We start from the raw sequence: 23665 nt of genomic DNA, 5'->3' as shown, positions 1-23665 counted from the left end.
CAATACGTCGGCGTCCGCACCCACCGCCGATCCCATAGCATCGTTCGCGCCGACCGCGGTCAGCGCAGCGCCGGCCAACTGACCACGCGCCCCTCGTCCACGCGTGCCATGCGCACGTAGCGACGGAACGGTGGACGTTTCGCGCGACACAGTGCTTCGATGCGTCGGCGCTTCGCCCGCCGTGTGCGGAACCGATCGCGAGCGCGCCGCTCGTGCATGCGGCCGACGGCGGGTACGACACGCCCTCGTCCTCGTCGTCGCATAGCGATCTGCGCCGCTGCGGCCGACCACCTCACGCGCCGCGCTCGCATCCGCTCACGGCAACGCGAATCGCGAGCCAGCCCCGCCGAGCACCGCGCGACAGACACCGCGAAGTCACACCGACAAGCCATCGCCGTCCGTTCGCACCGCCGTCACGCATCCGGCTCGATCGCCGCCAGTCACCGGCCGAGCGTCACGGACGGCCACACCTCACCGCAACGTAGCGCTCCACGACTGCAGTTGCTCGATGGTCGCCGTCACGCCGCCGCAGACGATCACCGCGATGTTCGACGCCGCGGCCAGCACCGGCACCGGCCGTTCGAGCGCAGCCAGCGCGGCGCCGCACGCGGGCTCGACGACGAGCCGGTGCTCGTCCACCAGCCGCAACGAGGCGGCCACCGCCTGCGCATCCGATACGACGACCGGATGAATCGGATGCCGGCTCGCCCACTCGAGCGCCGCGTCGCACGGCCGCTTCGCGCCGAGCGACGTCGCGATGCTCTCGATCGCCGGCAGTTCCACCGGACGCCGCTGCGCGACCGAGCGCGCATAGCAGTCGGCGCCCGCCGTCTCCACCGCGACGACCGGCACGTCGTGCCAGCCGTTGCGCGCGAGCCCCTCCAGCACGCCGCACAGCAGCCCGCCGCCACCGACCGCGAGCACGATCGCGTCGGGTTTCGGGCCGGCGACCGCGATCTCGTCGACGATCGTCGCGTGGCCGCCCCACAACACCGGATCGTCGAACGGGTGCACGAACGCGTCGTGCTCGCCGACGGCCGCCAGCGCGAACGCGTTGGCCTCGACCCAGCTCGCGCCATGCACGACGACCTCGGCCCCTTCGCCGCGAATCAGTTCGCGTGCGCGCACGGACGCGGTTTCAGGCACCACCACCAGCACCGGCACGCCGAGTTCGCGCCCGCAATACGCGACCGCGATGCCCGCATTGCCGCCCGACGACGACACGAAGCGACGCGCGCCGGCCGCCTGTCGCGCCGCGCACACCGCGCCGATCCCGCGCAATTTGAACGAACCGGATGGCTGAAGCGCATCGAGCTTCAACCAGACGTCGGCGCCGAGCCGGCGGGAGGCGGTGTGCGAGCGGAGGTACGGCGTCTGAATATGGAGCGGCATGGTGCGGATCACGATGGAACACGAGGGACGGGCGCAGCCGTCGATCAAGCAACGGCAACGGCAACGGCAACGGCAACGGCAACGGCAACGGCAACGGCAACGGCAACGGCAACCATCGTACGGCACGCGGGCCATGCTTTTCCAATACCATCGAAGCGTATTCGCCATGCTTGCCAGGCATATCATTCTCACCAACCGAAACCGGAAACCGGAGTCCCCACCCGCATGCGCCAGATCGAACTGCGTCACCTGCGTTATTTCGTGGCCGTCGCGCAAGCCGGCAGCGTGATGGGCGGCGCCCGCGCGGCGGGCATTGTGCAGCCGGCGCTGTCGCGGCAGATCCGCGAGCTCGAGGACGCGATCGGCACGCCGCTGCTGATCCGCCGCGCGACGGGCGTCACGCTGACGGCGGCCGGCGCGAGCTTCCTGCGCGATGCGACCGCCGTGCTCGCCACGGTGCGGGACAGCCGCGAACGCGCATTGCGCAGCGCGGCCGGCCAGCTCGGCGAACTGCGGCTCGGCGCGCTGCCGAACTGCCTGCCGCTGCCGGTGTTCGCGAACGTGCTGAAGGCGTTTCGCGCCGCATGCCCGGACGTGAAGCTGTCGATCGCGCCGATGCTGTCGGCCGAACAGGCCGACGCGCTGGTGCGCGGCCAGCTCGACGGCGGGATCATGGCGTGGCGTCGCGACGAGGCGCCGCACCTGTCCGGCGTGCGGCTGCTGAGCGACCGCTTCGTGCTCGCGATGCCCGCGCCGCCCGGCGAGCCCTTCGATGCGCCGCGCTCGCTCGCGGACGTCGCGGACCAACCGTTCGTGTGGTTCGACGCGCAGCGCTCGGCCGCGCACCACCGCTTCCTGATCGCGCAATGCGAGCGCGCGGGCTTCACGCCGCGCATCGCGCAGGTCGGCAGCGACATCCCGACGCTGATCGGCCTCGTCGCGGCCGGCATGGGCTGCGCGTTCGTGCCGCACAGCGCGGCGCCGACGTGTCCGCACACGGTCCGGCTCGTCGCGCTCGACGAGCTGGCGAGCCGCTTCGACATCGAGTTCGTGTTCGACGGCGCGGCCGTGCCGGCGTCTCCCGTCGTCGCGCGGTTTCTCGAAGCCGTGCACGCAGTGGTCGACCAGGCGGACTGAGCGCAAGCGCGCACGGCAGCCGCGCTCGTCGGCGCTCGTTCGGCCGGCAGGCCGCCAGCCCGCCGCCGCGACCGGCTTCGCGGCCATCGCGCACTAAACACTTCAGCACCCCGACGAAAATCCTTTCAAATACATAACGCACAACATTACCGTGTCGGTATTTTTAAATTGACGCCAAAAACAGCCGTTTAACGTCATTTCGAATCGCAATGCCGCGAAATATACTTCGCGCGCATCCATTCCTCGTGCCAAAGAGAGGATGCCTTTTCGCCCCGGTCACGGTCCCCCTGTGACCGGGGCTTTTTTTGCTCGAGGCCCGCCGACGCGGCCGTCGCAGCGCGCGGGCACGCCGCCCGCCTCACGCATTCTTGACATCGAATCAAGATTATTTCGTGCGCATGCGGCTTTTTTCATCAGAACAATGTGGGCACACTGCAGGCTGTCCGCGACGGCCCGCTGCCGTTGCGCAACGCTGACAGGAAGGCATCGCGTGAACCCCAACTCCACTTCTCCCTCCCGCGCGGCCCACGGCACCGCGCTGCCGCTGCTGGCGCTCGCCGCCGGCGCGTTCGGCATCGGCACGACAGAATTCGCGCCGATGGGCCTGCTGCCGGTGATCGCCGACGGCGTGCACGTGTCGATTCCGCAGGCCGGCATGCTGATCAGCGCGTATGCGATCGGCGTGATGGCCGGCGCACCGCTGATGACGCTGCTGCTCGCGCGCTGGTCGCGCCGGTCGGCGCTGATCGCGCTGATGTCGATCTTCACCGTCGGCAACCTGCTGTCGGCCGTCGCGCCGGGCTATACGACACTGCTGCTCGCGCGGCTCGTCACGAGCCTGAACCACGGCGCGTTCTTCGGACTCGGCTCGGTGGTCGCGGCCAGCCTCGTGCCGCGCGAGCGGCAGGCCAGCGCGGTCGCGACGATGTTCATGGGTCTGACGATCGCCAACGTCGGCGGCGTGCCGGCCGCGACCTGGCTCGGGCAGATGATCGGCTGGCGGATGTCGTTCGCGGCCACCGCGGCGCTCGGCGTGATCGCGATCGCCGGCCTGTTCGCGGCGCTGCCGAAGGGCGACGCCGGCAAGATGCCGGACCTGCGTGCGGAGCTGGCGGTGCTCACGCGTCCCGTCGTGCTCGGTGCGCTCGCGACGACGGTGCTCGGCGCCGGCGCGATGTTCACGCTGTACACGTACGTCGCGCCGACGCTCGCGCACGTGAGCGGCGCAACGCCCGCCTTCGTGACGGCGATGCTGGTGCTGATCGGCGTCGGCTTCTCGATCGGCAACATCGCCGGCGGTCGGCTCGCCGACCGCTCGCTCGACGGCACGTTGATCGGCTTCCTGGTGCTGCTGATCGCGACGATGGCCGCCTTTCCGCTGCTCGCCCGCACGCACGTCGGCGCCGCGCTCACGCTGCTGGTGTGGGGCATCGCGACGTTCGCGGTGGTGCCGCCGCTGCAGATGCGCGTGATGCGCGCGGCCCACGAAGCGCCGGGCCTCGCGTCGGCCGTCAACATCGGCGCGTTCAACCTCGGCAACGCGCTCGGCGCGGCAGCCGGCGGCGCCGCGCTGTCGGCCGGCTTCGGCTACCCGGCCGTGCCGCTCGTCGGCGCGCTGATCGCCGCGGCCGGCCTCGCGCTGGTCGCGCTGCAGCGGGCGCAACGCCGGCGCGCACCGGTTGCCGCGAATTCGTAAACGCCGCGCGATCCGCATTACGCCGGCACGCGGCGCGACAACCGGTTACCGGCGACCGGCAACGGGCGACCGGCCCGCACCGGGATGCCGATGCGCTCTTCATCGTCAGCGGCATGCGCGCGGCGGCCGCGCCCGCGACGCTCAGCGTGCGACGGCGAACCCGCTGAAGAACGCGCGCGCGTTGGCGTCGAGGCTCTCGAGGTGATAGCCGCCTTCCTGCACGATCACCGTCGGTAATGCGAGCGCACCGAGCGCGCCGCCGAGCCGCCCGAACCCGTCGGTCGTGACGGCCACCTGCGACTGCGGGTCGTCCTTGTAGATGTCGAAGCCGAGCGCGAGCACGAGCGCATCGGGCTCGAAACGCGCGAGCGCGCGCAACGCATCGTCGAGCCGCTCGAAGAACGCCGACTCCGGCGCGCCGTGCGGCATCGGCAGGTTCAGGTTGTAGCCGTCGCCGGCCGCCGCGCCCGTCTCGTCCTCGTAACCGGCGACGACCGGGTAGAAGTTGGTCGGGTCGCCGTGGATCGACACGTACAGCACGTCGTCGCGATCGTAGAAGATCTCCTGCACGCCCTGCCCGTGATGCATGTCGGTATCGAGCACCGCCACGCGGCGATGGCGGCCGAGCAGCGCCTGCGCGGCGATCGCCGCGTTGTTCAGGTAGCAGAAGCCGCCGGCCGCGTCGCGCCGTGCATGATGACCGGGCGGACGGCACAGCGCGTACGCGTCGCGCGCGCCGTCGTTGACGTGCGCGGCCGCCGCGAGCGCACTCTGCGCCGACCAGTACGCCGCGCGCCACGTGTGCGCGCCGATCGGGCAACTGCCGTCGGCCAGATAGCGCGCGGCTTTCGCGAGTATCCCGCGCAGCGGGTTCGGGTCGCGCACGAATACGTTCGACATCACTTCGTCGCCCCAGTCGTCGGGCATCCGCTTCCAGTCGCGGTGCGCTTCCTCGAGAAAGCGCAGGTAGTTCATGTCGTGCACGGCCGCGATCGGCGCGGTGCCGCGGTCGGCCGGCTCGCACACGTCGAAGTCGAGCGCGCGCACCGCCGCGACGAGGCGCGCCGCACGCTCGGGCACCTCCTGCGGCTCGCGCATCCTGCCGCGCGACAGGTAGGTGCGCGGATGGTGCAGCAACTGTTCGGGATGGAAGAAGGTTTTCATCGTTGTCCTCGTCGGTTCGTCTCGTCACGCGTCGAACGCGGCGGCCGCCGCGTGCGTCGCGACACCGGCGCGCGCGAGCACCGCGTTGAGCAGCACGTTCGCGCCGCGCGTCACGTCGTCGGGCAGCGCGTCCTCGGCCTCGTTGTGCGACAGCCCGCCGACGCACGGAATGAACACCATCGCGGTCGGCACGCGGCGCGCGAGCACGATCGCGTCATGGCCGGCGACGATCCGCTCCAGCTCCAGCGCGATCTGCGCGCACGCGAAATACGCGTCCCGGCGATACGCCATCGGCGTCGTGCCCGCATGCGCGGCCACGCCCGTCACGCGCACATCGAGCCAGCGGATCGCCTGGCCGCCGGTGACGATGCCGATCGTCGTGCCGTTCGCCTCGAGCACCGGGCCTTGTTCGATATGCGCTTCGAAATACGCATCGACCGCGCCGCCGGGCGCGTGCGTGCCGCGATAGCCGCAGGCGTCGAGCGCGGCGCCGAGCGCGATGCCGTCGGCATCCTGCCGCGCGAGCGCGTCGTCGAGCGGCAGCGCGCCGGTGAACACGGCGGAGCCGAGCATCGCCGGAGCGAAACGCGCACCTTCCTCGTTGGTCCACGACACGATCTCGAGCGGCTTGTCGGTCGCGATGCGCGCGTCGTTCAGCGCACGTACGACTTCGAGCGCCGCGAGCACGCCGTACACGCCGTCGAAGCGCCCGCCCTCGGGCTGCGTGTCGAGATGGCTGCCGATCAGCACCGGCGCGGCCTGCGCATCGGCGCCGTCGCGCCGCGCGAACAGGTTGCCGATCGCATCGACCCGCACCGTCATCCCCGCATCGCGGCACCATTGCGCGAACAGGTCGCGCGCGCGGCGGTCGTCGTCCGTCAGCGCGAGCCGGCGCACGCCGCCGCGCGGCGTCGCGCCGATGCGCGCCATGTCGGCGAGGCTTTGCCACAGGCGATGGCCGTCGACTTCCAGCAAGTCGTTCATGTGCACTCCAATGAATTCGTTCGTCGGGGGTATCGATTTCCGCACGCTGCCGATCCCGCCGCGCACGCCCTGCGACGGTCGCGTACCGGCAGCGTTCGCCCACACGCGGCGCGGCTGATCGAAGCGTCGGGATTCAGCGCGAGCCGAGCGCCTCGGCAGCAGCCGGCCGGGACGCGCGCCGTGCGTCGAGCGCGACGATGCAGAGCAGCGAGATGCCGGCGAGGCCCGTGTAGAACACCGCGAGCGGCCACCACTGGCCGGTGAAGCGATGCGCCAGCCAGGTGCCGACGAGCGGCGTCAGGCCGCCGGCGAGCGCGCCGCACACCTGGTACGCGAGCGAGATCGCCGAATAGCGCACGTGGGCCGGAAACACGTCGCTCACGAAGCCGGCGATCACCGAATAGAAGCCGGCCATGCAGACGACCGCGAGCGCGATGCCGGCGATCAGCGACGCGGACGTGCCGCCCTGCACCAGCATGAACATCGGGTACGGCGACAGCATCGCGAGCAGCGCGGCGATCTTCAGGAACCGCGCGCTGCCGATGCGCTCGGCAAGCCACGCGGCAGCCGGCTGCGCGACGAACTGGATGATCGCGACCGCGAACAGGCTGTCGAGGATCAGCGAGCGCGACACGCCGACGTACTGCGTCGTGTAGGCGATCATGAACGTGTTGGTGAAGTAGACGCCCGCGATCCCGATCGTGTTCGCGCCGATGCAGAGCAGCACGAGCCCGGACGCGGAGCGGAACACTTCGGCGACCGGCAGCTTCACCGTGCGGTTCGCCTCTTTCACGCGCGCGAATTCCGGCGACTCGTTCACGCCCAGCCGGATCAGGATGCCGACCACCAGCAGCACCGCGCTCGCCAGAAACGGCACGCGCCAGCCCCACGCGAGGAAGTCGGCCTTGTCCATCGACGTGACCGCGCGAAACGCGACCAGCGACAGGATCAGCCCGGCCGGGCTGCCGAGCTGCGCGAACGACGCGAAGAACGTGCGGCGGCCCTGCGGCGCATGCTCGCCGGCCATCAGCACCGCGCCGCCCCACTCGCCGCCGACCGCGATCCCCTGCACGACGCGCAGCGCCACCAGCAGCACCGGCGCGAGCACGCCGACCTTCGAATAGTCGGGCAGCAGCCCGACGCATACGGTCGCGACGCCCATCATCATCAAGGTCGTCATCAGCGCCTTCTTGCGGCCGATGCGGTCGCCGAGATGGCCGAACACGATGCCGCCGAGCGGCCGCGCGAAGAAGCCCACGGCAAACGTCGCGAACGACGCCATCGTGCTGACGAACGGGTCGTGCGACGGGAAATAGAGCTGACCGAACACGAGCGCGGCGGCGGTCGCGTAGATGTAGAAGTCGTACCACTCGATCATCGTGCCGATGAACGCCGCGGTCGCGGCACGCGCCGGCTGACGCGCGCTAGGAAGGGACTGGCTCATGCGGGGCTCCTGACGCGCGCCGCGGCACGCGCAATATCGTGATGGCCGGCCGTCTGTCGCGGCCCCGTGCCGCCGGGTGCGGCACGCCTCCTTTATCGGCGGCCACATATCATTAGTCCAATTTCAAATTATTATTTCGCGTATAAATCTGGCTAATACCCCTTTCAACGTTCCGACGTTCCGCCTGGAGCCCCGATGCGCGCCGACCTCGCCCGCTTCGTCAACGACCGCCTCGACTGGAACCTGTTGCGCACGTACCTGGTGATCATGCAGGAGCGCAGCGTGAGCCGCGCGGCCGCGCGCCTGCATGTCACGCAGCCGGCCGTCAGCCAGGCGCTGCGGCGGCTCGAGGACGCGCTCGGCCGCAAGCTGATCGAGCGGCGCGGCGCGCACTTCGCGCCGACCGCGGCGGGCGAAGCCGTGTACCGGATCGCGAGCGACATCTACGGCGGCGTGTCGCGCCTCGACACGGAGCTCGACGACAGCACCGCCGACCTCACCGGGTCGATCCGGCTATTGACGGTGAGCCGCATCGAGTCGCCCGTCTACGACGAATTCCTCGCCGAATTCCATCGCGCGTATCCGCGCATCGACCTGCAGATCGACGTGATGCGTTCGTCGGACATCCTGTCGTCGCTGCTGCAGAAGACGGCCACCGCCGGGCTCGGCCTGTGCCGCACGCCGCACGACAAGCTGCAGATGCGCTGCTTCCTGCGCCAGCGCTATGCGATCTATTGCGGCCGCCATCACCGGCTGTTCGGGCAGACGCAGTTGCGGATGGAAGACCTGCTCGCGGAGAACTTCGTGTCGTTCACCAGCGACCAGATCGGCGACAGCCTGTCGCCGCTCACCGTGTTCCGCGATCAGAAAGGCTTCACCGGACGCATCGTCGCGTCGTCGCCGAGCCTCGATGAAGTGCGGCGGCTGATCTTCGCCGGCTACGGGATCGGCTGCCTGCCCGAGCACATCGTGCGCGACGACGTCGCGCAGCAGCGCCTGTGGCGCCTGCCGCCCGACGACGGGCTGATCGACGTCGACGTATTCCTGCTGTGGCATCGCGAGCGCAGGATGAACGCGGCCGAGCAGGCGTTTCTCGACGCGATGGAGCGCTGCATGCAGCGCCATTCGCTCGCGGAGCGGCTCGGCGCGTAGGCACGCGCGCACCGGGCCGTGGATGCGGCGGCGCGCGATGCGGCGGCGCGAACGCTGCGCGGGGCGCGTGACGTCAGTGCGGAATTCCGCCGTGTTCGAGCGGCAGGATCAGATGCTCCGGGATGCTGCGCCGCGACGCACGCGCGCCGACGTAGTACAGCGCGGCCGGCACGACGAGGCCGAGGATCCACGAGATGTCGGTGCCGCCGAGCGCGTCGACGAGCGGGCCGGTGTAGATGTGCGTCGACATGAACGGCAGCTGCACCAGGATGCCGACCACGTAGATCGTGATCGCCATCGCGTTCCACCGGCCGTAGCGGCCGTCGGGATCGGACAGCGCCGGCACGTCGTAGCGCGAACGCGTGAAGCAGTAATAGTCGACGAGGTTGATCGCGCTCCACGGCGTGAAGAACGCGAGCAGGAACAGGATGAACGCGGTGAATTCCTTCAGGAACGAATGCCGGCCCGCGAGCGCGATCAAGGTCGACACGCAGATCATCCCGAAGATGTACGCGGCGCGGCTGCGCGACGACACCGCGCGCTTGCCGCGAAAGCCGCTGACGATGGTGGCCATCGACATGAAGCTGCCGTATGCGTTGAGCGTCGTGACCGTCACCTTGCCGAACGCGATGCTGAAGTACAGCAACGCGGCGACCGCGCCCGTCGAGCCGAGGCCGACGATGTACGACACCTCGTGATGCGCGAAGCCGCTGCCTGCCAGCGCGGCCGCGAATACGCCGAACACCATCGCGGCCTGTGCGCCGATCACCGAGCCGAGGCCGACCGCGGCGAACGTGGCCGCCGACGACGTCGAGCGCGGCAGATAGCGCGAATAGTCGGCGACGTACGGGCCGAACGCGATCTGCCACGATGCCGACAGCGACATCGACAGCAGGAAGCTCGCGAGCGAAAAGTGCTTGTTGGCGAGCAGCGCGCCGACGTCGTGGCGCGCAAACAACTGCGCGAACATGTAGACGAACGCGACGACGCCCACCACGCTCGCGATCCGGCCGACGAAGTGGATCGCGCGATAGCCGAACACCGTCAGCGCGACGATCACCGCGGCGAACAGCAGGATGCCGGCCGCGTCGTCGACGTGCAGCAACTGCGCGACGGCCTGCCCCGCCAGCACCGAGCCGCTCGCGGAGAAACCGATGTACATCAGGCACACGAGCACGATCGGGATCATCGCGCCGTAGACGCCGAACTGCACGCGGCTCGAGATCATCTGCGGCAGCCCGAGTTGCGGCCCTTGCGCGCCGTGCAGCGCCATCACCGCGCCGCCGACGAGCTGGCCGAGCAGCAGCGCGATCAGCGACCAGAACACGTCGCCGCCGAGCACGACCGCGAGCGCGCCGGTGACGATCGCCGTGATCTGCAGGTTCGCCGACAGCCACAGCGTGAACTGGCTCAGCAGGCCGCCGTGGCGTTCGGCATCGGGAATGAAATCGATCGAGCGCACCTCGATCAGACCGCCGGCTCTTTCGCTGGAATTCGTCGACACGGAAAATCTCCAGAATGCTGAGGATCACGGAGGGTGTCGCCGACACGATCGCCGGGTCGGGCCGCCCTGTTTCAATTTCTCGAAGTGCTTCTGCTTCTCCGGCTTCCGCCCGCCGTTCGAACGACGGCCGCCGACATTGGTCAGCGGATATTGTTGTATATACAACTAGGACGATATAGGTGATTACCCGAGGCGCTCGGTGCGGTCGGGATGGTGCGCGCACGCCGCGCGTATCAGCCTTTCCGGACCGTCAGCGATCCGTATGAAAGATGAAAGATCAAGCGCCGGCGGGCGGCGGCAGAGGCGGTTCCGGCGCGGCGTCCATCTCGTCGGCGGGCAGCAGCGCCAGCATGAGCCGCACGGCTTCGACGTCGCGCGCATGCAGCCATGCGTCGTAGTCGTCGCGGCGCAGGATCACGACGCCGCGCGTGTCGTCGCCGGGCCGATGCATGCGCGCGAACAGCGGATGGCCGTCGGCGTCGACCGTGAGCATCGCCATGCCGATGCGCTCGCGGCCGTCGGCGCTTTCGTAGCGTCGCCAGATGCCGGCGACGCAGTACGCCTGCCAGCCGGCCAGGCCGATCCGGTGCCACACGTTGCGGCCCGTCTCGTAACAGGGTTCGTAGATCCAGCGCACCGGGATCAGACAGCGCTGCCCGTTGCGCCAGGCGTTGCCGTAGAGCCGCGACGAGCCGACCGTCTCCGCACGCGCGTTGACCGTGTCGAGCTTGCGCTTCCTGCGGCCGTTCTCGTCGATGCGTTCAGACTGCATGAACTTCGGCCAGAAGCCGAACACCGCGCTGACGACCGCGAGCCCGTCGCCGTCGGCGCGCGCGATCGGCGCCGCGTAATCGGGATAGACGTCGGGTGCCCACGGCTCGCGGTCGAACAGATCGCCGATGCCGATTCGCAGCTCGCTGATGCCCGGGTCTTCGCCGGGAGCACGGTAGTGGGTGCACATGGTTCGACGGACGACGGATGCGATGCTTCCATCGTAGGTCAGCCTGCATCCCGCGGCTGTGCGATTTCGGCCGGAGCGAGGCGGGCCGTGCGGCTCGAAGCGCGTCGCTCGCTGCACCGGCCGGATGAACGGCGCGTCGCGATGTCGATCCGCGATTCGACGCAGGCGGTCGTGCCGGCACGCACCGAGCGAACCGCCCCGCGCGCTCGTCCAGTCAGGCGGAGCGTTGCGGGTGCGGGCGGCCGCGCGCCGGACGGCTCAGGCCGCCTTGGTCACGCGTCCGGACGCGCGAGATCGAAACGGCTGTCCGGCGTGACGTGCACGTAGGCCGTCGGCCCGCCCGCGCGCAGGATGATGCCCGCGCCGAACGTGTCGAAGATGCCGTCCTTCAGCAGATCGTCGCGAATGTGGACGGCGACGACTTCACCGAGCACCAGCGTGGCCGACGTCTCGCCGCCGCGATGATCGCGCAGCGGGACCACGTCGGTGACCTTGCATTCGAAGTTGACGCCGCTTTCCGCGACGCGCGGCACGTCGACGAGACGCGACGCAATCGCGGTCAGCCCGCCGAGTTCGAATTCGTTCACGCCGTACGGCACCGCGGCGCAGGTCCGGTTCATCCGCTCGGCGAGATCGCGCGTCGCGAGGTTCCAGACGAACTCGCCGGTTTCCCGCACGTTGCGCAGGCTGTCCTTCGCCGTGGTGCTCGAAAAGCCGATGATCGGCGGATGATAGTTGAACGCGTTGAAGAAGCTGTACGGTGCGAGATTGACCGTGCCGTCGCTGCCGCGAGAGGAAATCCAGCCGATCGGGCGCGGGCCCACGATTGCGTTCAGCGGATCGTGCGGCAGGCCGTGGCCTTGCGAGGGTTCGTAATAGTGGTAGGTCGGGTGCGTCATGACGGAGCTCGGGCAGCGGACAAGGTGCGTGGAAGGCGATCGCCCGCTGCGCATGGCCGCGTGAAGCACATGCGAGCGGCGCGGCGGGCGGCGCCCAGTATCACACGAGCCTGCATTCGCTGCACCGGCTGCGGCACCGGAGCCTGGCCGATGCAGCGGGCGGCTGCACGCCGCCCGGCTGTTTACCGGGCGGTGTCCGTGCGTGAGCGGTGGTCAGAAGTGATGCAGCAGCGCGACGCGCACGACGTACTGGTTCGGGCCCGACGAGATGTCGGCTGCGCCCGGAACGTACGCGTAGTCGAAGTCGGTGCCGGTGTGGGCGTTCATCGCATGCTGGTAGACGCCTTCGACGAACACCGACGTGCGCTTCGACATGTCGTAGTTGAGCTTCGTGCTCAGCTGGTGCCACTTCGGATTGAACGAGCCGACCGTCGACGACACGCGCGCCTGCGTGTACGTGTAGGCCGCGCCGAGGTACAGCGCGGGCGTGAAGTGATAGAGGCCGTTCACTTCGAAGTTGTCGAATTTCCACGCGTTCCAGCTGCCGCCGGCCGGCTGCGTCGTGCCGGTGAAGTATGCGTTGGCGGTCGGGTCGTAGACGTCGACGTGCGAGTACGTGAAGCCGATCAGCGCGTTCGCGAACGCATAGTTCACGCCGATGCCGATGTTCTGTTGCGACGACGCGTCGAACGTGTTGTCGCCGGTGATCGCGCCGTTCGAATCGCCGTTGTGTGCGTTGTTGATCTTCAGGTACGACGCGCCGACCGTCAGCCCGCCCTGCTGGTATTGCAGCGCGGCGCCGTACAGACGGTTGTTCGCAAAGCCGGACTGGTTGCTGAACCCGTACATCGCTTCCGCGGTGATGCCGTGCCACACCGGCGACACGTACTTGACGGCGTTGTTCACGCGGAACGAGTAGTCGGTGTTGTCGTTGTCGTACGGGTGCGCGAACAGATAGCCGGTCCAGTTGCCGTTGGCCGTGAGCGGCGAGAAGATGTCGACGCTCGGGTCATACTGGCGGCCGAACGTCAAGGTGCCGTAACGGTCCGACGCGATGCCGACGAACGCCTGGCGGCCGAATTCGCGGCCGCCCTGGCTCATCTTGCCGGTGTTGACGTCGAAGCCGCTCTCGAGCTGGAAGATGGCCTGATAGCCGCCGCCGAGGTCTTCGATGCCCTTGATGCCCCAGCGGCTGCCGTAGTCGTAGCCGCTTTGCAACTGCACGGTCCCGTGGCCGCGTGCGTTGCTCGTGTAGTTGATGCCGTCCTCGATCTTGCCGTACAGCGTAACGCTGCTTTGCGCATGCGCGGCCGTGGCAAGCAATGCGGCGGGCACGATGATCCCCCAACGCTTGTTCATGATGATTTACCCCCCAAGTCATTCGTTTTCCGGTCGCTTTGCTTACGCGCTGCGAATTCGCGTCGCATCGATGCTTCCCCGCGATGCGACGGGCGCAGTGTAATGAGCCGTTTTTCCGCTGTTAGTGACCGGCGTTGCAAAGGTGCTGTGCAGAATCGAGGGTGTTTTGGGGGGAGGGAAATGGGTTAGCGGGGGGGTGGCAGTGCGAATGGGGGGATCGCGGGTGGCGAAGTGAGTGCGTGACGATGCGAAACGACGTGCGCGGTGGGTGGGTGATGCGAGCGGCAGGACGCGCGAACGGCGCATGAGCGGCGGATCGTATGGGGATTGGGATGACGGGGATATCACGGCGGATTGCCGATGCATCCGGCGCGGCGGTATGCGAGTGAACAACTCGCGAGGCGATTGTGCGCGTGGCTCGGCGCTGCGCGGGATCGTTTGAAGGAGACGTGGTGCCGGGGACCGGACTCGAACCGGCAAGCCAATTAAGGCGGCGGATTTTCGTCACACTGCTTCTTTCAAAGCCGGCGCCGCCAAGACGACGCCGTTCGTGCGCTGGACTATGCCTTCGCCATCGCGCGCGGGCGTTTTATCGCTGCCCGTGCGCCTTAGGCGCCCCCCGTCTAGTCTCTACACCTTCCTCGCGGGCGCTGCGCCGCGAGGCTTGGCTCGGTGTTGCCTCGATGCGCGTCGCGCATCAGGGGTTTCGCCGAATTTGAAGGGTTCTGCACCGGCCGTTTCCGACCGGGCACTCAATCGTTTAAGTCCGCTATGTTTACCAATTTCATCACCCCGGCAAAAGGGCGGACGCGATTCTACCATTGCTTCGCGCATCCGTTCCCCGATTCGGGTGCGGCGCATCGCACCGCGCCGCGCGCATGAGCGCCGCCGCCATCGCCACCGATCGTTTCCCGCGCCGCAGCCTCCCGCCGCTACAATCGGAGCGGCCACGCTCGTGCGCAACCGAACGCCCGCATCCCCCGCCACGCGTTCTTGCGAAACCGCCTCGCCGCGCGTCATCGCGAAGTCACAAACGTTTTCGATAATCCACTCGCCGAAAACGTTTACATCGCGTCACGCCATGCCCCAGACCATCAAGGACGTCGCCGCCCTCGCCGGCTTCTCCATCGCCACCGTATCGCGTGCGATCAACGCGCCGCACACCGTCAGCCCCGCGACGCTGGCGGCGATCCGCACCGCGATCGACACGCTGCAGTTCCGCCCGAGCCCGCTCGGCCGTCAATTGCGCGGCGAGCGCACGCGCCTCGTCGGCGTCGTCGTGCCGACGATCGCGAACCCGGTGTTCGCCGACTGCCTGCAAGGCATCGACGAACTGGCGACCGCGGCCGGCTTCAAGCTGATCCTGATGACGACCGAATACGACGCGGCCCGCGAGCGGCACGCGATCGAAACGCTGCGCGAACAACGCGTCGAAGGCCTGATCCTGACCCTCGCCGACGCCGACACGCATCCGCTGCTCGACATGCTCGATCGCGACGGCCCGCACTACGTGCTGATGCACAACGACACGCAGCGCCGCCCGTCGGTGTCGGTCGACAACCGCCGCGCGGCCTACGACGGCGTCCGTCTGCTGACCGCGCGCGGCCATCGCCGCGTGCTGATGCTGGCCGGCTCGCTCGCCGCATCCGACCGCGCACGCCAGCGTCATCTCGGCTACGCGCAGGCACTCGCCGAAGCCGAAGTCGCGACGCTGCCGCCCGTCGAAGTCGACTTCAACGCCGCCGAGCTGCCCGACGCGGTGCTCGCGCATCTCACCGCGCGCGCGACGCGCCCGACCGCGCTGTTCTGCAGCAACGACCTGCTCGCGATGGTCGTGATGCGCGGCCTGCGCCGCGCGGGCTTCTCGGTTCCCGACGACCTGTCGGTGCTCGGCTTCGACGGCATCGCAATCGGCGAGCTGCTCACGCCGCCGCTCGCGAGCGTCGCGACGCCGAACCAGGATATCGGCCGCCATGCGTGGCGCCGCCTCGTCGATTGCATCGGCGGCGCGTCGATCGAACGCACGTCGCTGATCCTGCCGCACACGGTGCGCGACGGCGCGACCGTCGCGCCGCCGGCCGCCGACCTGCAAACCCGCAACGCCTGAACCCCCGAATGCACCCGCCGCGCGCCCGCGCGCGGCACGCGAAGCTACCCCACCCTGCCCGGAGATCCACCGTGTCCTTTCGCCTGACCTCGCTGCTGCGCCTCGTCGCAGCGCCCCTTGCGTGCGCCGCGCTCGTCGCGCTCGCGCCCGCCGCCCACGCCGACGAAACCGCCATCTGCTACAACTGCCCGCCCGAATGGGCCGACTGGGCCGCGCAGATCGCGGCGATCAAGCAGAAGACGGGCATCCGCGTGCCGTTCGACAACAAGAACTCGGGCCAGGCGATCGCGCAACTGATCGCCGAGCAGAAAAGCCCGGTCGCCGACGTCGTCTATCTCGGCGTGTCGTCGGCGTTCCAGGCGAAGGACAAGGGCGTGATCGCGCCGTACCGGCCCGCGCACTGGAACGACATCCCCGCGAACCTGAAGGACCCGCAAGGCTACTGGTTCGCGATCCACTCGGGCACGCTCGGCTTCTTCGTGAACAAGGATGCGCTGGACGGCAAGCCGGTGCCGCGCTCGTGGGCCGATCTGCTGAAGCCGGAATACAAGGGGATGGTCGGCTACCTCGATCCGTCGAGCGCGTTCGTCGGCTACGCGGGCGCGGTCGCGGTGAATCAGGCGCTCGGCGGCAGCCTCGACGACTTCAAGCCGGGCCTCGACTGGTTCCGCAAGCTCAAGGCGAACGCGCCGATCGTGCCGAAGCAGACCGCGTATGCGCGCGTGCTGTCCGGCGAGATTCCGATCCTGCTCGACTACGACTTCGACGCGTATCGCGCGAAGTACAAGGATCACGCGAACGTGGAATTCGTGATTCCGAAGGAAGGCACGATCGCGGTACCGTACGTGATGAGCCTCGTGAAGGGCGCGCCGCACGACGCGAACGCGAAGAAGGTGCTCGACTTCGTGCTGTCCGACGAAGGCCAGAAGCTGTGGGCGAGCGCCTACCTGCGGCCGGTGCGCGCACAGACGCTCGGCGCCGATCTCGCCGCGAAGTTCCTGCCGGCGAGCGAATACGCACGGGCCAAGCCGGTCGACTTCGGCAAGATGGCGACCGGCCAGCAGGCGTTCGGCCAGCAGTATCTGCAGATCATGCAGTGAGCGGCAGGAACGACGCGATGCTCGACCTCACTTTTCCGCTGCGCTGGCGCGTCGCGCTCGTCGCGCCGGCGCTCGCGGTCTTCGCCGCCTTCTGGCTGCTGCCGATGGCCGCGCTCGTGCGGGTGTCCGCCGACGGCGCGTTCTTCGCGCGCTACGCGGCGCTGCTCGGCAACGCGCGCTACATGACGAGCCTCGGCGAAACGGTCGCGCTGTCGGCCGGCGTCACGCTCGCGACGCTCGCGCTGTCGACGATCTCCGGCCTGCTGCTCGCGCGCCGCGACTTCGCGGGCAAGCGCGTGCTGCTCGCGCTGCTGACCTTCCCGCTCGCGTTCCCCGGCGTCGTGGTCGGCTTCATGGTGATCATGCTGGCCGGCAGACAAGGGCTGATCGGGATGCTCTCGTCGAAGCTGACCGGCGACAAGTGGGTGTTCGCGTATTCGGTCGCCGGGCTGTTCGTCGGCTACCTGTACTTCTCGATTCCGCGCGTGATCGTCACCGTGATCGCGGCCGCGTCGAAGCTCGACGCGTCGCTCGAGGAAGCGGCGCGCTCGCTGGGCGCGTCGCCGTGGCGCATCTTCGTCGACATCGTGCTGCCGGCGCTCGCGCCGGGCCTGATCGCCGCCGGCGCGATCTGCTTCGCGACCGCGATGGGCGCGTTCGGCACCGCCTTCACCCTCGCGACCGACCTGAACGTGTTGCCGATGACGATCTACACCGAGTTCACGCTGAACGCGAACATCGCGACGGCGGCCGGCCTGTCGATCGTGCTCGGCATCGTCACGTGGGCCGTGCTCGCGCTCGCCCGCCGGTTCGCCGGCCACACCGCCGCCGCCGCGGCCTGAGGACGCAGTCATGCAATCGCTTTCCGGTTCATCCGCGCCGTCGCCGGCGCCCGCCCCGTCCGACGCGCGCGGCGCCACGCTGCGCGCGCCGCGCGTGAGCGGCGCATGCGCGATCGCCGCGCTGCAATGGAGCGTCACGCTGCTGCTGTGCGCGTTCCTGATCGTGCCCGTCGTGATGTCGGTGCTCGCCGGCGTCACCGTCAACTATTTCCGCGGCCTGTCGAGCGGCCTCACGCTGCGCTGGCTCGAGCAGGTGTGGCAGCAGTATCAAGGCTCGGTCGCGCTGTCGCTCGGCGTCGCGTTCGCGACGCTCGCGATCGTGCTCGTCACCGGCGTGCCGGCCGGCTATGCGCTCGCGCGCAGCAACAGCCGCGTGGCGCGCGCCATCGAAGAAGCGCTCGTGCTGCCCGTCGCGCTGCCGGGCCTCGCCTCTGCCCTCGCGCTGCTGGTCGTGTACGGCGGCTTCACCGCGTTCCGGATGAGCCTGTGGTTCATCGTCGTCGGCCACGTCGTGTTCACGCTGCCGTTCATGGTGCGCGCGGTCGCGGCCGTGGCGGCCGGCGCCGAGCTGCGCACGCTCGAAGAAGGCGCGGCGAGCCTCGGCGCGTCGTTCGTCACGCGCTTCGTGACCATCGTGCTGCCGAACCTGCGCCCCGGCATCGTCGCGGGCGCGCTCGCGGTGCTCACGCTGTCGATCGGCGAATTCAACCTGACGTGGATGCTGCACACGCCCGACACGAAAACGCTGCCGGTCGGGCTCGCCGATACGTATGCGTCGCTGCGCCTCGAAGTCGGCAGCGCATACACGATCATGTTCCTGCTGATGACGCTGCCGCTGCTCGTCGCGATGCAATGGCTCGGCGTCGATCCGTCCGGCACGCGCGCCGCGCGACGCCGCGCGCGCTGATGTCGCGCCACCCCTTACCCTGCCCCATGAAACTCGACTCCACTCCCATCACCCTGACCGGCTGCGCGAAGACCTTCCGCGGCACGCGCGTGCTCGAACCGCTCGACCTGTCGATCGGCGCCGGCGAGACGCTCGTGCTGCTCGGCCCGTCCGGCTGCGGCAAGACGACGACGCTGCGCCTGATCGCCGGCCTCGACACGCCGGACGCCGGCGGCCGCATCCTGTTCGGCGGCGACGACGTGACGCGCCTGCCGATCGAGCGCCGCCAGGTCGGCATGGTGTTCCAGAACTACGCGCTGTTCCCGAACCTGACGGTGCGCGGCAACGTCGGCTACGGGCTGAAGATCCGCAAGACCGCGCCGCGCGCCCTGCGCGAACGCGTCGACGAATTGCTCGCGATGATGCGGCTCGACGCGCATGCGGACAAACCGGTCGATCAGCTGTCCGGCGGCCAGCGCCAGCGCGTCGCGCTGGCGCGCGCGCTCGCGGTGCGGCCGCGCGTGCTGCTGCTCGACGAGCCGCTGACCGCGCTCGACGCGAAGCTGCGCGACGTGCTGCGCCGCGACATGAATGCGCTGCTGCGCGAGCTCGGCGTGACGACCGTCTACGTGACGCACGATCAGGCCGAGGCGATGGAGCTCGGCGACCGGATCGTCGTGATGGGCGCGGGCCGCATCGAGCAGATCGGCACGCCGCGCGACATCTACTACCGGCCGGCGAACCGCACGGTCGCGCAGTTCATCGGCACGCTGAACCGTCTCGCGGGACAATGGCGCGACGGCGCGCTCGCGACGACGGGCGGCTCGATCGTCACGCCGCATGCCGCCGACGAGTGGTTCTTCCGCCCGGAGGACGCGCAGCTGGCCGATCCCGCGAAGGCGCCGCTGCGCGGCGCGATCGGCGCGTGCGCGTTCCTCGGCGAGCGGACGCGGCTCACGATCGAGCACGCGGCGCCCGATGCGCTCGTGATCGACGTGCCGGGCCGCATCGAGCTCGCGCGCGGCACGGCGGTCGGCCTGACGATCGCAGCCGAAGGGCTGATCGCGCTCGCCGCGTGACGCCGCCCCACGATCAACCGACATTCCGGGACCCCACGATGCTGCTTGCTCAAATCAGCGACCTCCACATCAAGCGCCCGGGCCAGCTCGCGTACCGGCGCGTCGACACCGCCGCCGCGCTCGCGCGCTGCATCGCGAAGCTGAACGCGCTGACGCCGCGCCCCGACGCGGTGCTCGTCACCGGCGATCTGACCGACTTCGGCCACGACGACGAATACCGGCATCTGCGGGCGCTGCTCGCGCCGCTCGAGATACCGTACTACCTGATGGTCGGCAATCACGACGACCGCGCGGCGCTGCGTCGCGCGTTCCCCGAGCGCGCCGAGCTGCACGACGGCGCGTTCGTGCAGTACGCGCTCGACATCGGCGCGGTGCGCGTGCTCGCGCTGGATTCGCAGGTGCCGGGCGCGAGCCACGGCGACCTGTGCGATGCACGGCTCGCATGGCTCGCCGCGCAGCTCGACGCCGCACGCGAGCGGCCGGTGATCGTCGCGCTGCATCATCCGCCGTTCGCGTCCGGCATCGGCCACATGGATGCGCTGCGGCTCGCGCCGGCCGCGGCCGCGAAACTCGATGCGCTGCTGCGCGGCCATCCGAACGTCGAGCGCGTGCTGTGCGGCCACGTGCACCGGACGATGTTCACGCGCTTCGGCGGCACGCTCGCGGCGGCCGTGCCGGCGCCCGCGCACCAGGTCGCGTTCGACCTGCGCGCCGATGCGCCGTCCGCGTTCCGGCTCGAACCGCCCGCGTTCGCGGTGCACGCGCATGCGCCCGACACGGGCGTCGTGTCGCATCACGTGTATGTCGACGAAGGCGACGGGCCGTATCCGTTTTATGAACCGAGCGGCGAGCTGGTCGACTGACGGGCGGCATCGGCGCGGGGGATGACGAGGGGCGGCGCCGGGAAGGGGCGCCGGCGTGTGCGTCCGTGTGCAAGGTAAGCGCGTGTGCGTCGGCATACGTGGGCGCACGTCGGTATGGGCGCTGCGCGGCGGTACGCGCCGGCGCGGCTCGGTGCGCGGCTCCCGCTCGATCGGAACACGAACCGGCACGACCCGAGCATGACCGGAGCGCCACCTGAGCCCGATCCGAGCCGCACCTAAGCCCTCCCCGCGCACAACGTCATCGCGGCCCTCGCGCGGCCCGTCTCCCGTCTTCCGCACGGCGCGGCCGCACGCCGGCAGGATTCGCGACGCTCCGGTATGATCGGCACCCTCGACAAGCGTGCGCCGCGCGCGCCGCCGTTCCACTCCGTCCCGTCGCGACCATGTCCTCCGCCGCCCCCGACCGCTCGACCGACGCCGCCTCGCCGCACTATTCGCGCAGCCTGCTGTTGCTGCTCGCGACGATCGCCGGCGTGTCGGTCGCGAACATCTACTACAACCAGCCGCTGCTCGACGCGTTCCGTTCGGCGTTTCCGGACCGCGCGTCGTGGATCGGCGTGGTGCCGACCGCGACCCAGCTCGGCTATGCGGCCGGCATGTTCGTGCTCGCGCCGCTCGGCGACCGTTTCGACCGCCGCGGGCTGATCCTGATGCAGATTGCGGGCCTGTCGATCGCGCTGATCGTCGCCGCGGCCGCCCCGTCGCTGGCGGTGCTGGCAGCCGCGAGCCTTGCGATCGGCGTGCTCGCGACGATCGCGCAGCAGGCCGTGCCGTTCGCGGCGGAGATCGCGCCGCCGGCCGAGCGCGGCCAGGCGGTCGGCACGGTGATGAGCGGGCTGCTGCTCGGCATCCTGCTCGCGCGCACGGCGGCCGGCTTCGTCGCCGAATATTTCGGATGGCGGGCGGTGTTCGGCGCGTCGGTCGCCGCGCTCGTCGTGCTCGCCGCGGTGATCGTGCTGCGCCTGCCGCGCAGCACGCCGACGTCGACGCTGTCGTACGGCAAGCTGCTCGGCTCGATGTGGCATCTGGCGGTCGAACTGCGCGGGCTGCGCGATGCGTCGCTGACGGGCGGCGCGCTGTTCGCCGCGTTCAGCGCGTTCTGGCCGGTGCTCACGCTGTTGCTCGCCGGCGCTCCGTTCCATCTCGGCCCGCAGGTCGCCGGGCTGTTCGGGATCGTCGGCGCGGCCGGCGCGCTGGCCGCGCCGTATGCGGGCCGCTTCGCCGACAAGCGCGGCCCGCGCACGATCATCTCGCTCGCGATTGCGCTGATCGCGGTGTCGTTCGCGATCTTCGCGGTGTCGGGCACGAGCCTCGTCGGGCTCGTGATCGGCGTGATCGTGCTGGATGTCGGCGTGCAGGCCGCGCAGATCTCGAACCAGTCGCGCATCTACGCGCTCAAGCCCGACGCGCGCAGCCGCGTGAACACCGTCTACATGGTGTGCTACTTCATCGGCGGCGCGCTCGGCTCGTCGATCGGCGTCGCCGCATGGCATGCGTTCGGCTGGATCGGGATGTGCACGGCCGGCTTGCTGTTTACCGCGCTCGCCGGATGGTGCCACCACCGCGGCGCACGCCGAAGCTGAGCGGCGCCGCGCGGCGTCGTCACGCGTCGGCGCGCGAGGCGGCCGGCTGGTCGGCGGGCGGCACGGCGAACACCGACGCGGGCTCGACCACCGCGGCCGGATCGACGACGGCGCCCGGCGCCGGCACCCCCAGCGGCACGGCCGACGGCGCGAGGATCGGCGCGGGCTCGGGCATCGACGGCTGATCCGGCGCGGCCGCAGCGCCGGCTTGCAGCTCGACGGCGGCCGGCGACGTGGCCGACGACATGGCCGGCGAAGCGTCGGCCGCCGGCCGGCGCGCCGGATCGAACACGAACGACAGCCCGACGCTGCCGAGAATCGCGACCGTCGCGACGACGGTCGCCGTGGTGACCGGTTCGCCGAGCATCAGCGCGCCGAGCGCGACCGCGACGATCGGATTCACGTACATGCAGCTGCTCGCGATGATCGGGCTCGTATGGCGGATCAGATAGCCGTAGGCGACATACGCGGCCATCGTGCAGAACACCATCAGGTAGATGAACGCGAACACCGGCCCGGCCGACAGCTGCTCGATGCGCTCGCCCATCAGCCAGGCGGCGAGCGTCGACATCAGGCCGCCGAGGCCGATCTGCAGCGACGTCGACAGGAACAGGTCGGACGGCAGCTTCAGCCGTGTCGCGAGATGCGCGCCGCCTGCCCAGAACAGCGCGCCGGCCAGCACGCAGATGGTGCCGAGCGCCGAGTTGGCGGCGCCGCCGCCGCCCGAGTTCAGCACGACGATGCCGACCATCCCGAGCGCGACGGCCGCCCACTCGCCTCGCGCGACCGGGCGCCCGGCGACCGCCGCGATCACGGTGGCAAAGAGCGGCACCGTCGCGACCATCACCGCGGCCGAGCCGCTGCTGACGGTGCGCATCCCCAGCGCGATCGTGCCGGACGACAGCGCGACCAGCATCGTGCCGACGATCGCCGAGTTGCGGACTTCGACGAGCGTCGGCCGCGCGGGCTTGCGGCGCAGCGCGAACACGAACAGCCCGATGCCGCCGAGCAGGTTGCGCAGGCCCGACAGCAGCAGCGGCGGGAACGACTGCAGCGCGAAATGCAGGCCGCTGTAGGTCGAGCCCCAGACGAAGTAGATGAAAACCAGCGCCAGTGCGACGCGGCCGCCGCGGCTTTGCGGCAGGCGGATGCGCAATGGCAGTCGGGGCAGCCCGGCGAGGAAATCCAGCAGACGGTCGAGTGGCGTCATCGTTCAGCCCGCCCGCACAGCAGTGGCGCGCTCCGCTGCAAGACGCCGGAGCAACCGGCAAGCGGCCCAGACGGGACCGGGGAAGCGGGGACGAGCGTGCGGAACGACATGACAGTGCGAACGGCGACGAATAGGAACCGGCAAGCGGCGGCAGAGGGTCTGACAAGATGTGCGCGCACGGCATCGTGCGCGCATGCCCGGCATTATGGCATCAAGGATTCGAAAGGATCGCCCGGCCCGATCGAAAGGATGTCGACTGACGTTTCGGCGCGACATTTGCGG

The 23665-nt window shown here is 69.7% G+C and carries 19 protein-coding genes; 10 read left to right on the top strand and 9 right to left on the bottom strand.

What is annotated here, in order from left to right; all coding sequences use genetic code 11:
• Positions 1–471: 471 nt before the first annotated feature.
• Positions 472–1392, bottom strand: coding sequence for a pyridoxal-phosphate dependent enzyme (locus EX20_RS08195; protein WP_034193328.1), 921 nt, complete (start codon positions 1390–1392; stop codon positions 472–474).
• A 225-nt stretch (positions 1393–1617) separates the two neighbouring features.
• Here EX20_RS08195 and EX20_RS08190 point away from each other — a divergent pair, with 225 nt between their 5' ends.
• Positions 1618–2529: a LysR family transcriptional regulator gene (locus EX20_RS08190; protein WP_014722794.1), complete on the top strand. Its 912-nt coding sequence runs from the start codon at positions 1618–1620 to the stop codon at positions 2527–2529.
• A 490-nt stretch (positions 2530–3019) separates the two neighbouring features.
• Positions 3020–4225 carry an MFS transporter gene (locus EX20_RS08185; RefSeq protein ID WP_034193228.1) on the top strand — a complete coding sequence of 402 codons (1206 nt, stop codon included), beginning with the start codon at positions 3020–3022 and terminating at the stop codon, positions 4223–4225.
• A 141-nt stretch (positions 4226–4366) separates the two neighbouring features.
• Here EX20_RS08185 and EX20_RS08180 read toward each other — a convergent pair whose 3' ends face one another.
• The 3 genes from EX20_RS08180 to EX20_RS08170 form a co-directional block, all read right to left on the bottom strand.
• Positions 4367–5389: a histone deacetylase family protein gene (locus EX20_RS08180; protein WP_014722792.1), complete on the bottom strand. Its 1023-nt coding sequence runs from the start codon at positions 5387–5389 to the stop codon at positions 4367–4369.
• A 24-nt stretch (positions 5390–5413) separates the two neighbouring features.
• Positions 5414–6373 carry a Zn-dependent hydrolase gene (locus tag EX20_RS08175; protein ID WP_034193227.1) on the bottom strand — a complete coding sequence of 320 codons (960 nt, stop codon included), beginning with the start codon at positions 6371–6373 and terminating at the stop codon, positions 5414–5416.
• A gap of 133 nt (positions 6374–6506) precedes the next feature.
• Positions 6507–7817 carry an MFS transporter gene (locus EX20_RS08170; protein ID WP_014722791.1) on the bottom strand — a complete coding sequence of 437 codons (1311 nt, stop codon included), beginning with the start codon at positions 7815–7817 and terminating at the stop codon, positions 6507–6509.
• Between the two features lie 195 nt (positions 7818–8012).
• Here EX20_RS08170 and EX20_RS08165 point away from each other — a divergent pair, with 195 nt between their 5' ends.
• Entirely contained in the window at positions 8013–8969 is a 957-nt protein-coding gene (locus EX20_RS08165) for a LysR family transcriptional regulator (protein WP_011884220.1), read from the top strand.
• Positions 8970–9042: 73 nt separating this feature from the next.
• On the opposite strand, the gene EX20_RS08160 is transcribed toward EX20_RS08165, so the two are convergent.
• The 4 genes from EX20_RS08160 to EX20_RS08145 form a co-directional block, all read right to left on the bottom strand.
• On the bottom strand, positions 9043–10473 hold the full coding sequence (locus EX20_RS08160; protein ID WP_034193226.1) for a purine-cytosine permease family protein: 1431 nt from the start codon (positions 10471–10473) through the stop codon (positions 9043–9045).
• A gap of 277 nt (positions 10474–10750) precedes the next feature.
• The gene (locus EX20_RS08155) at positions 10751–11434 is read right to left on the bottom strand and encodes an SOS response-associated peptidase family protein (RefSeq protein ID WP_034193225.1); all 684 of its coding nucleotides are present in this window, start codon (positions 11432–11434) and stop codon (positions 10751–10753) included.
• A 272-nt stretch (positions 11435–11706) separates the two neighbouring features.
• Positions 11707–12333, bottom strand: coding sequence for a flavin reductase family protein (locus tag EX20_RS08150; RefSeq protein ID WP_014722788.1), 627 nt, complete (start codon positions 12331–12333; stop codon positions 11707–11709).
• Positions 12334–12546: 213 nt separating this feature from the next.
• The gene (locus EX20_RS08145; RefSeq protein WP_034193224.1) at positions 12547–13692 is read right to left on the bottom strand and encodes a porin; all 1146 of its coding nucleotides are present in this window, start codon (positions 13690–13692) and stop codon (positions 12547–12549) included.
• A gap of 1081 nt (positions 13693–14773) precedes the next feature.
• Between EX20_RS08145 and EX20_RS08140 the strand changes: the two genes are divergently transcribed.
• The 7 genes from EX20_RS08140 to EX20_RS08110 all read left to right on the top strand — a co-directional run bounded on the left by EX20_RS08140 (position 14774) and on the right by EX20_RS08110 (position 22173).
• Positions 14774–15799, top strand: coding sequence for a LacI family DNA-binding transcriptional regulator (locus tag EX20_RS08140; protein WP_034193223.1), 1026 nt, complete (start codon positions 14774–14776; stop codon positions 15797–15799).
• A gap of 71 nt (positions 15800–15870) precedes the next feature.
• Positions 15871–16899, top strand: coding sequence for an ABC transporter substrate-binding protein (locus EX20_RS08135; protein WP_011884108.1), 1029 nt, complete (start codon positions 15871–15873; stop codon positions 16897–16899).
• Between the two features lie 17 nt (positions 16900–16916).
• A complete protein-coding gene (locus EX20_RS08130; RefSeq protein WP_014722781.1) occupies positions 16917–17741 on the top strand; it encodes an ABC transporter permease in 825 nt (274 codons plus the stop codon).
• 10 nt (positions 17742–17751) lie between these two features.
• Positions 17752–18648 carry an ABC transporter permease gene (locus EX20_RS08125; protein WP_034193222.1) on the top strand — a complete coding sequence of 299 codons (897 nt, stop codon included), beginning with the start codon at positions 17752–17754 and terminating at the stop codon, positions 18646–18648.
• Positions 18649–18674: 26 nt separating this feature from the next.
• A complete protein-coding gene (locus EX20_RS08120; protein WP_034193221.1) occupies positions 18675–19706 on the top strand; it encodes an ABC transporter ATP-binding protein in 1032 nt (343 codons plus the stop codon).
• A gap of 38 nt (positions 19707–19744) precedes the next feature.
• Positions 19745–20569, top strand: a complete 825-nt coding sequence (locus tag EX20_RS08115) for a phosphodiesterase (RefSeq protein ID WP_014722779.1) — start codon at positions 19745–19747, stop codon at positions 20567–20569.
• Positions 20570–20973: 404 nt separating this feature from the next.
• Positions 20974–22173 (top strand): MFS transporter, encoded by a 1200-nt coding sequence (locus EX20_RS08110; RefSeq protein WP_011884099.1) that lies wholly within the window; start codon positions 20974–20976, stop codon positions 22171–22173.
• A 19-nt stretch (positions 22174–22192) separates the two neighbouring features.
• On the opposite strand, the gene EX20_RS08105 is transcribed toward EX20_RS08110, so the two are convergent.
• Entirely contained in the window at positions 22193–23383 is a 1191-nt protein-coding gene (locus EX20_RS08105) for an EamA family transporter (protein ID WP_034193220.1), read from the bottom strand.
• Between the last annotated feature and the right edge of the window lie 282 nt (positions 23384–23665).

Source organism: Burkholderia sp. WP42 (assembly GCF_000745665.1).
GTDB lineage: Bacteria > Pseudomonadota > Gammaproteobacteria > Burkholderiales > Burkholderiaceae > Burkholderia > Burkholderia vietnamiensis.
This window is presented reverse-complemented; position numbering and strand designations above follow the sequence as displayed.

Coding starts and splice junctions, on each gene's coding strand:
- EX20_RS08195 (WP_034193328.1), bottom strand. CDS start 1,392: ATGCCGCTCCATATTCAGACGCCGTACCTCCGCTCGCACACCGCCTCC.
- EX20_RS08190 (WP_014722794.1), top strand. CDS start 1,618: ATGCGCCAGATCGAACTGCGTCACCTGCGTTATTTCGTGGCCGTCGCG.
- EX20_RS08180 (WP_014722792.1), bottom strand. CDS start 5,389: ATGAAAACCTTCTTCCATCCCGAACAGTTGCTGCACCATCCGCGCACC.
- EX20_RS08175 (WP_034193227.1), bottom strand. CDS start 6,373: ATGAACGACTTGCTGGAAGTCGACGGCCATCGCCTGTGGCAAAGCCTC.
- EX20_RS08170 (WP_014722791.1), bottom strand. CDS start 7,817: ATGAGCCAGTCCCTTCCTAGCGCGCGTCAGCCGGCGCGTGCCGCGACC.
- EX20_RS08165 (WP_011884220.1), top strand. CDS start 8,013: ATGCGCGCCGACCTCGCCCGCTTCGTCAACGACCGCCTCGACTGGAAC.
- EX20_RS08155 (WP_034193225.1), bottom strand. CDS start 11,434: ATGTGCACCCACTACCGTGCTCCCGGCGAAGACCCGGGCATCAGCGAG.
- EX20_RS08150 (WP_014722788.1), bottom strand. CDS start 12,333: ATGACGCACCCGACCTACCACTATTACGAACCCTCGCAAGGCCACGGC.
- EX20_RS08145 (WP_034193224.1), bottom strand. CDS start 13,692: ATGAACAAGCGTTGGGGGATCATCGTGCCCGCCGCATTGCTTGCCACG.
- EX20_RS08140 (WP_034193223.1), top strand. CDS start 14,774: ATGCCCCAGACCATCAAGGACGTCGCCGCCCTCGCCGGCTTCTCCATC.
- EX20_RS08130 (WP_014722781.1), top strand. CDS start 16,917: ATGCTCGACCTCACTTTTCCGCTGCGCTGGCGCGTCGCGCTCGTCGCG.
- EX20_RS08125 (WP_034193222.1), top strand. CDS start 17,752: ATGCAATCGCTTTCCGGTTCATCCGCGCCGTCGCCGGCGCCCGCCCCG.
- EX20_RS08120 (WP_034193221.1), top strand. CDS start 18,675: ATGAAACTCGACTCCACTCCCATCACCCTGACCGGCTGCGCGAAGACC.
- EX20_RS08115 (WP_014722779.1), top strand. CDS start 19,745: ATGCTGCTTGCTCAAATCAGCGACCTCCACATCAAGCGCCCGGGCCAG.
- EX20_RS08110 (WP_011884099.1), top strand. CDS start 20,974: ATGTCCTCCGCCGCCCCCGACCGCTCGACCGACGCCGCCTCGCCGCAC.
- EX20_RS08105 (WP_034193220.1), bottom strand. CDS start 23,383: ATGACGCCACTCGACCGTCTGCTGGATTTCCTCGCCGGGCTGCCCCGA.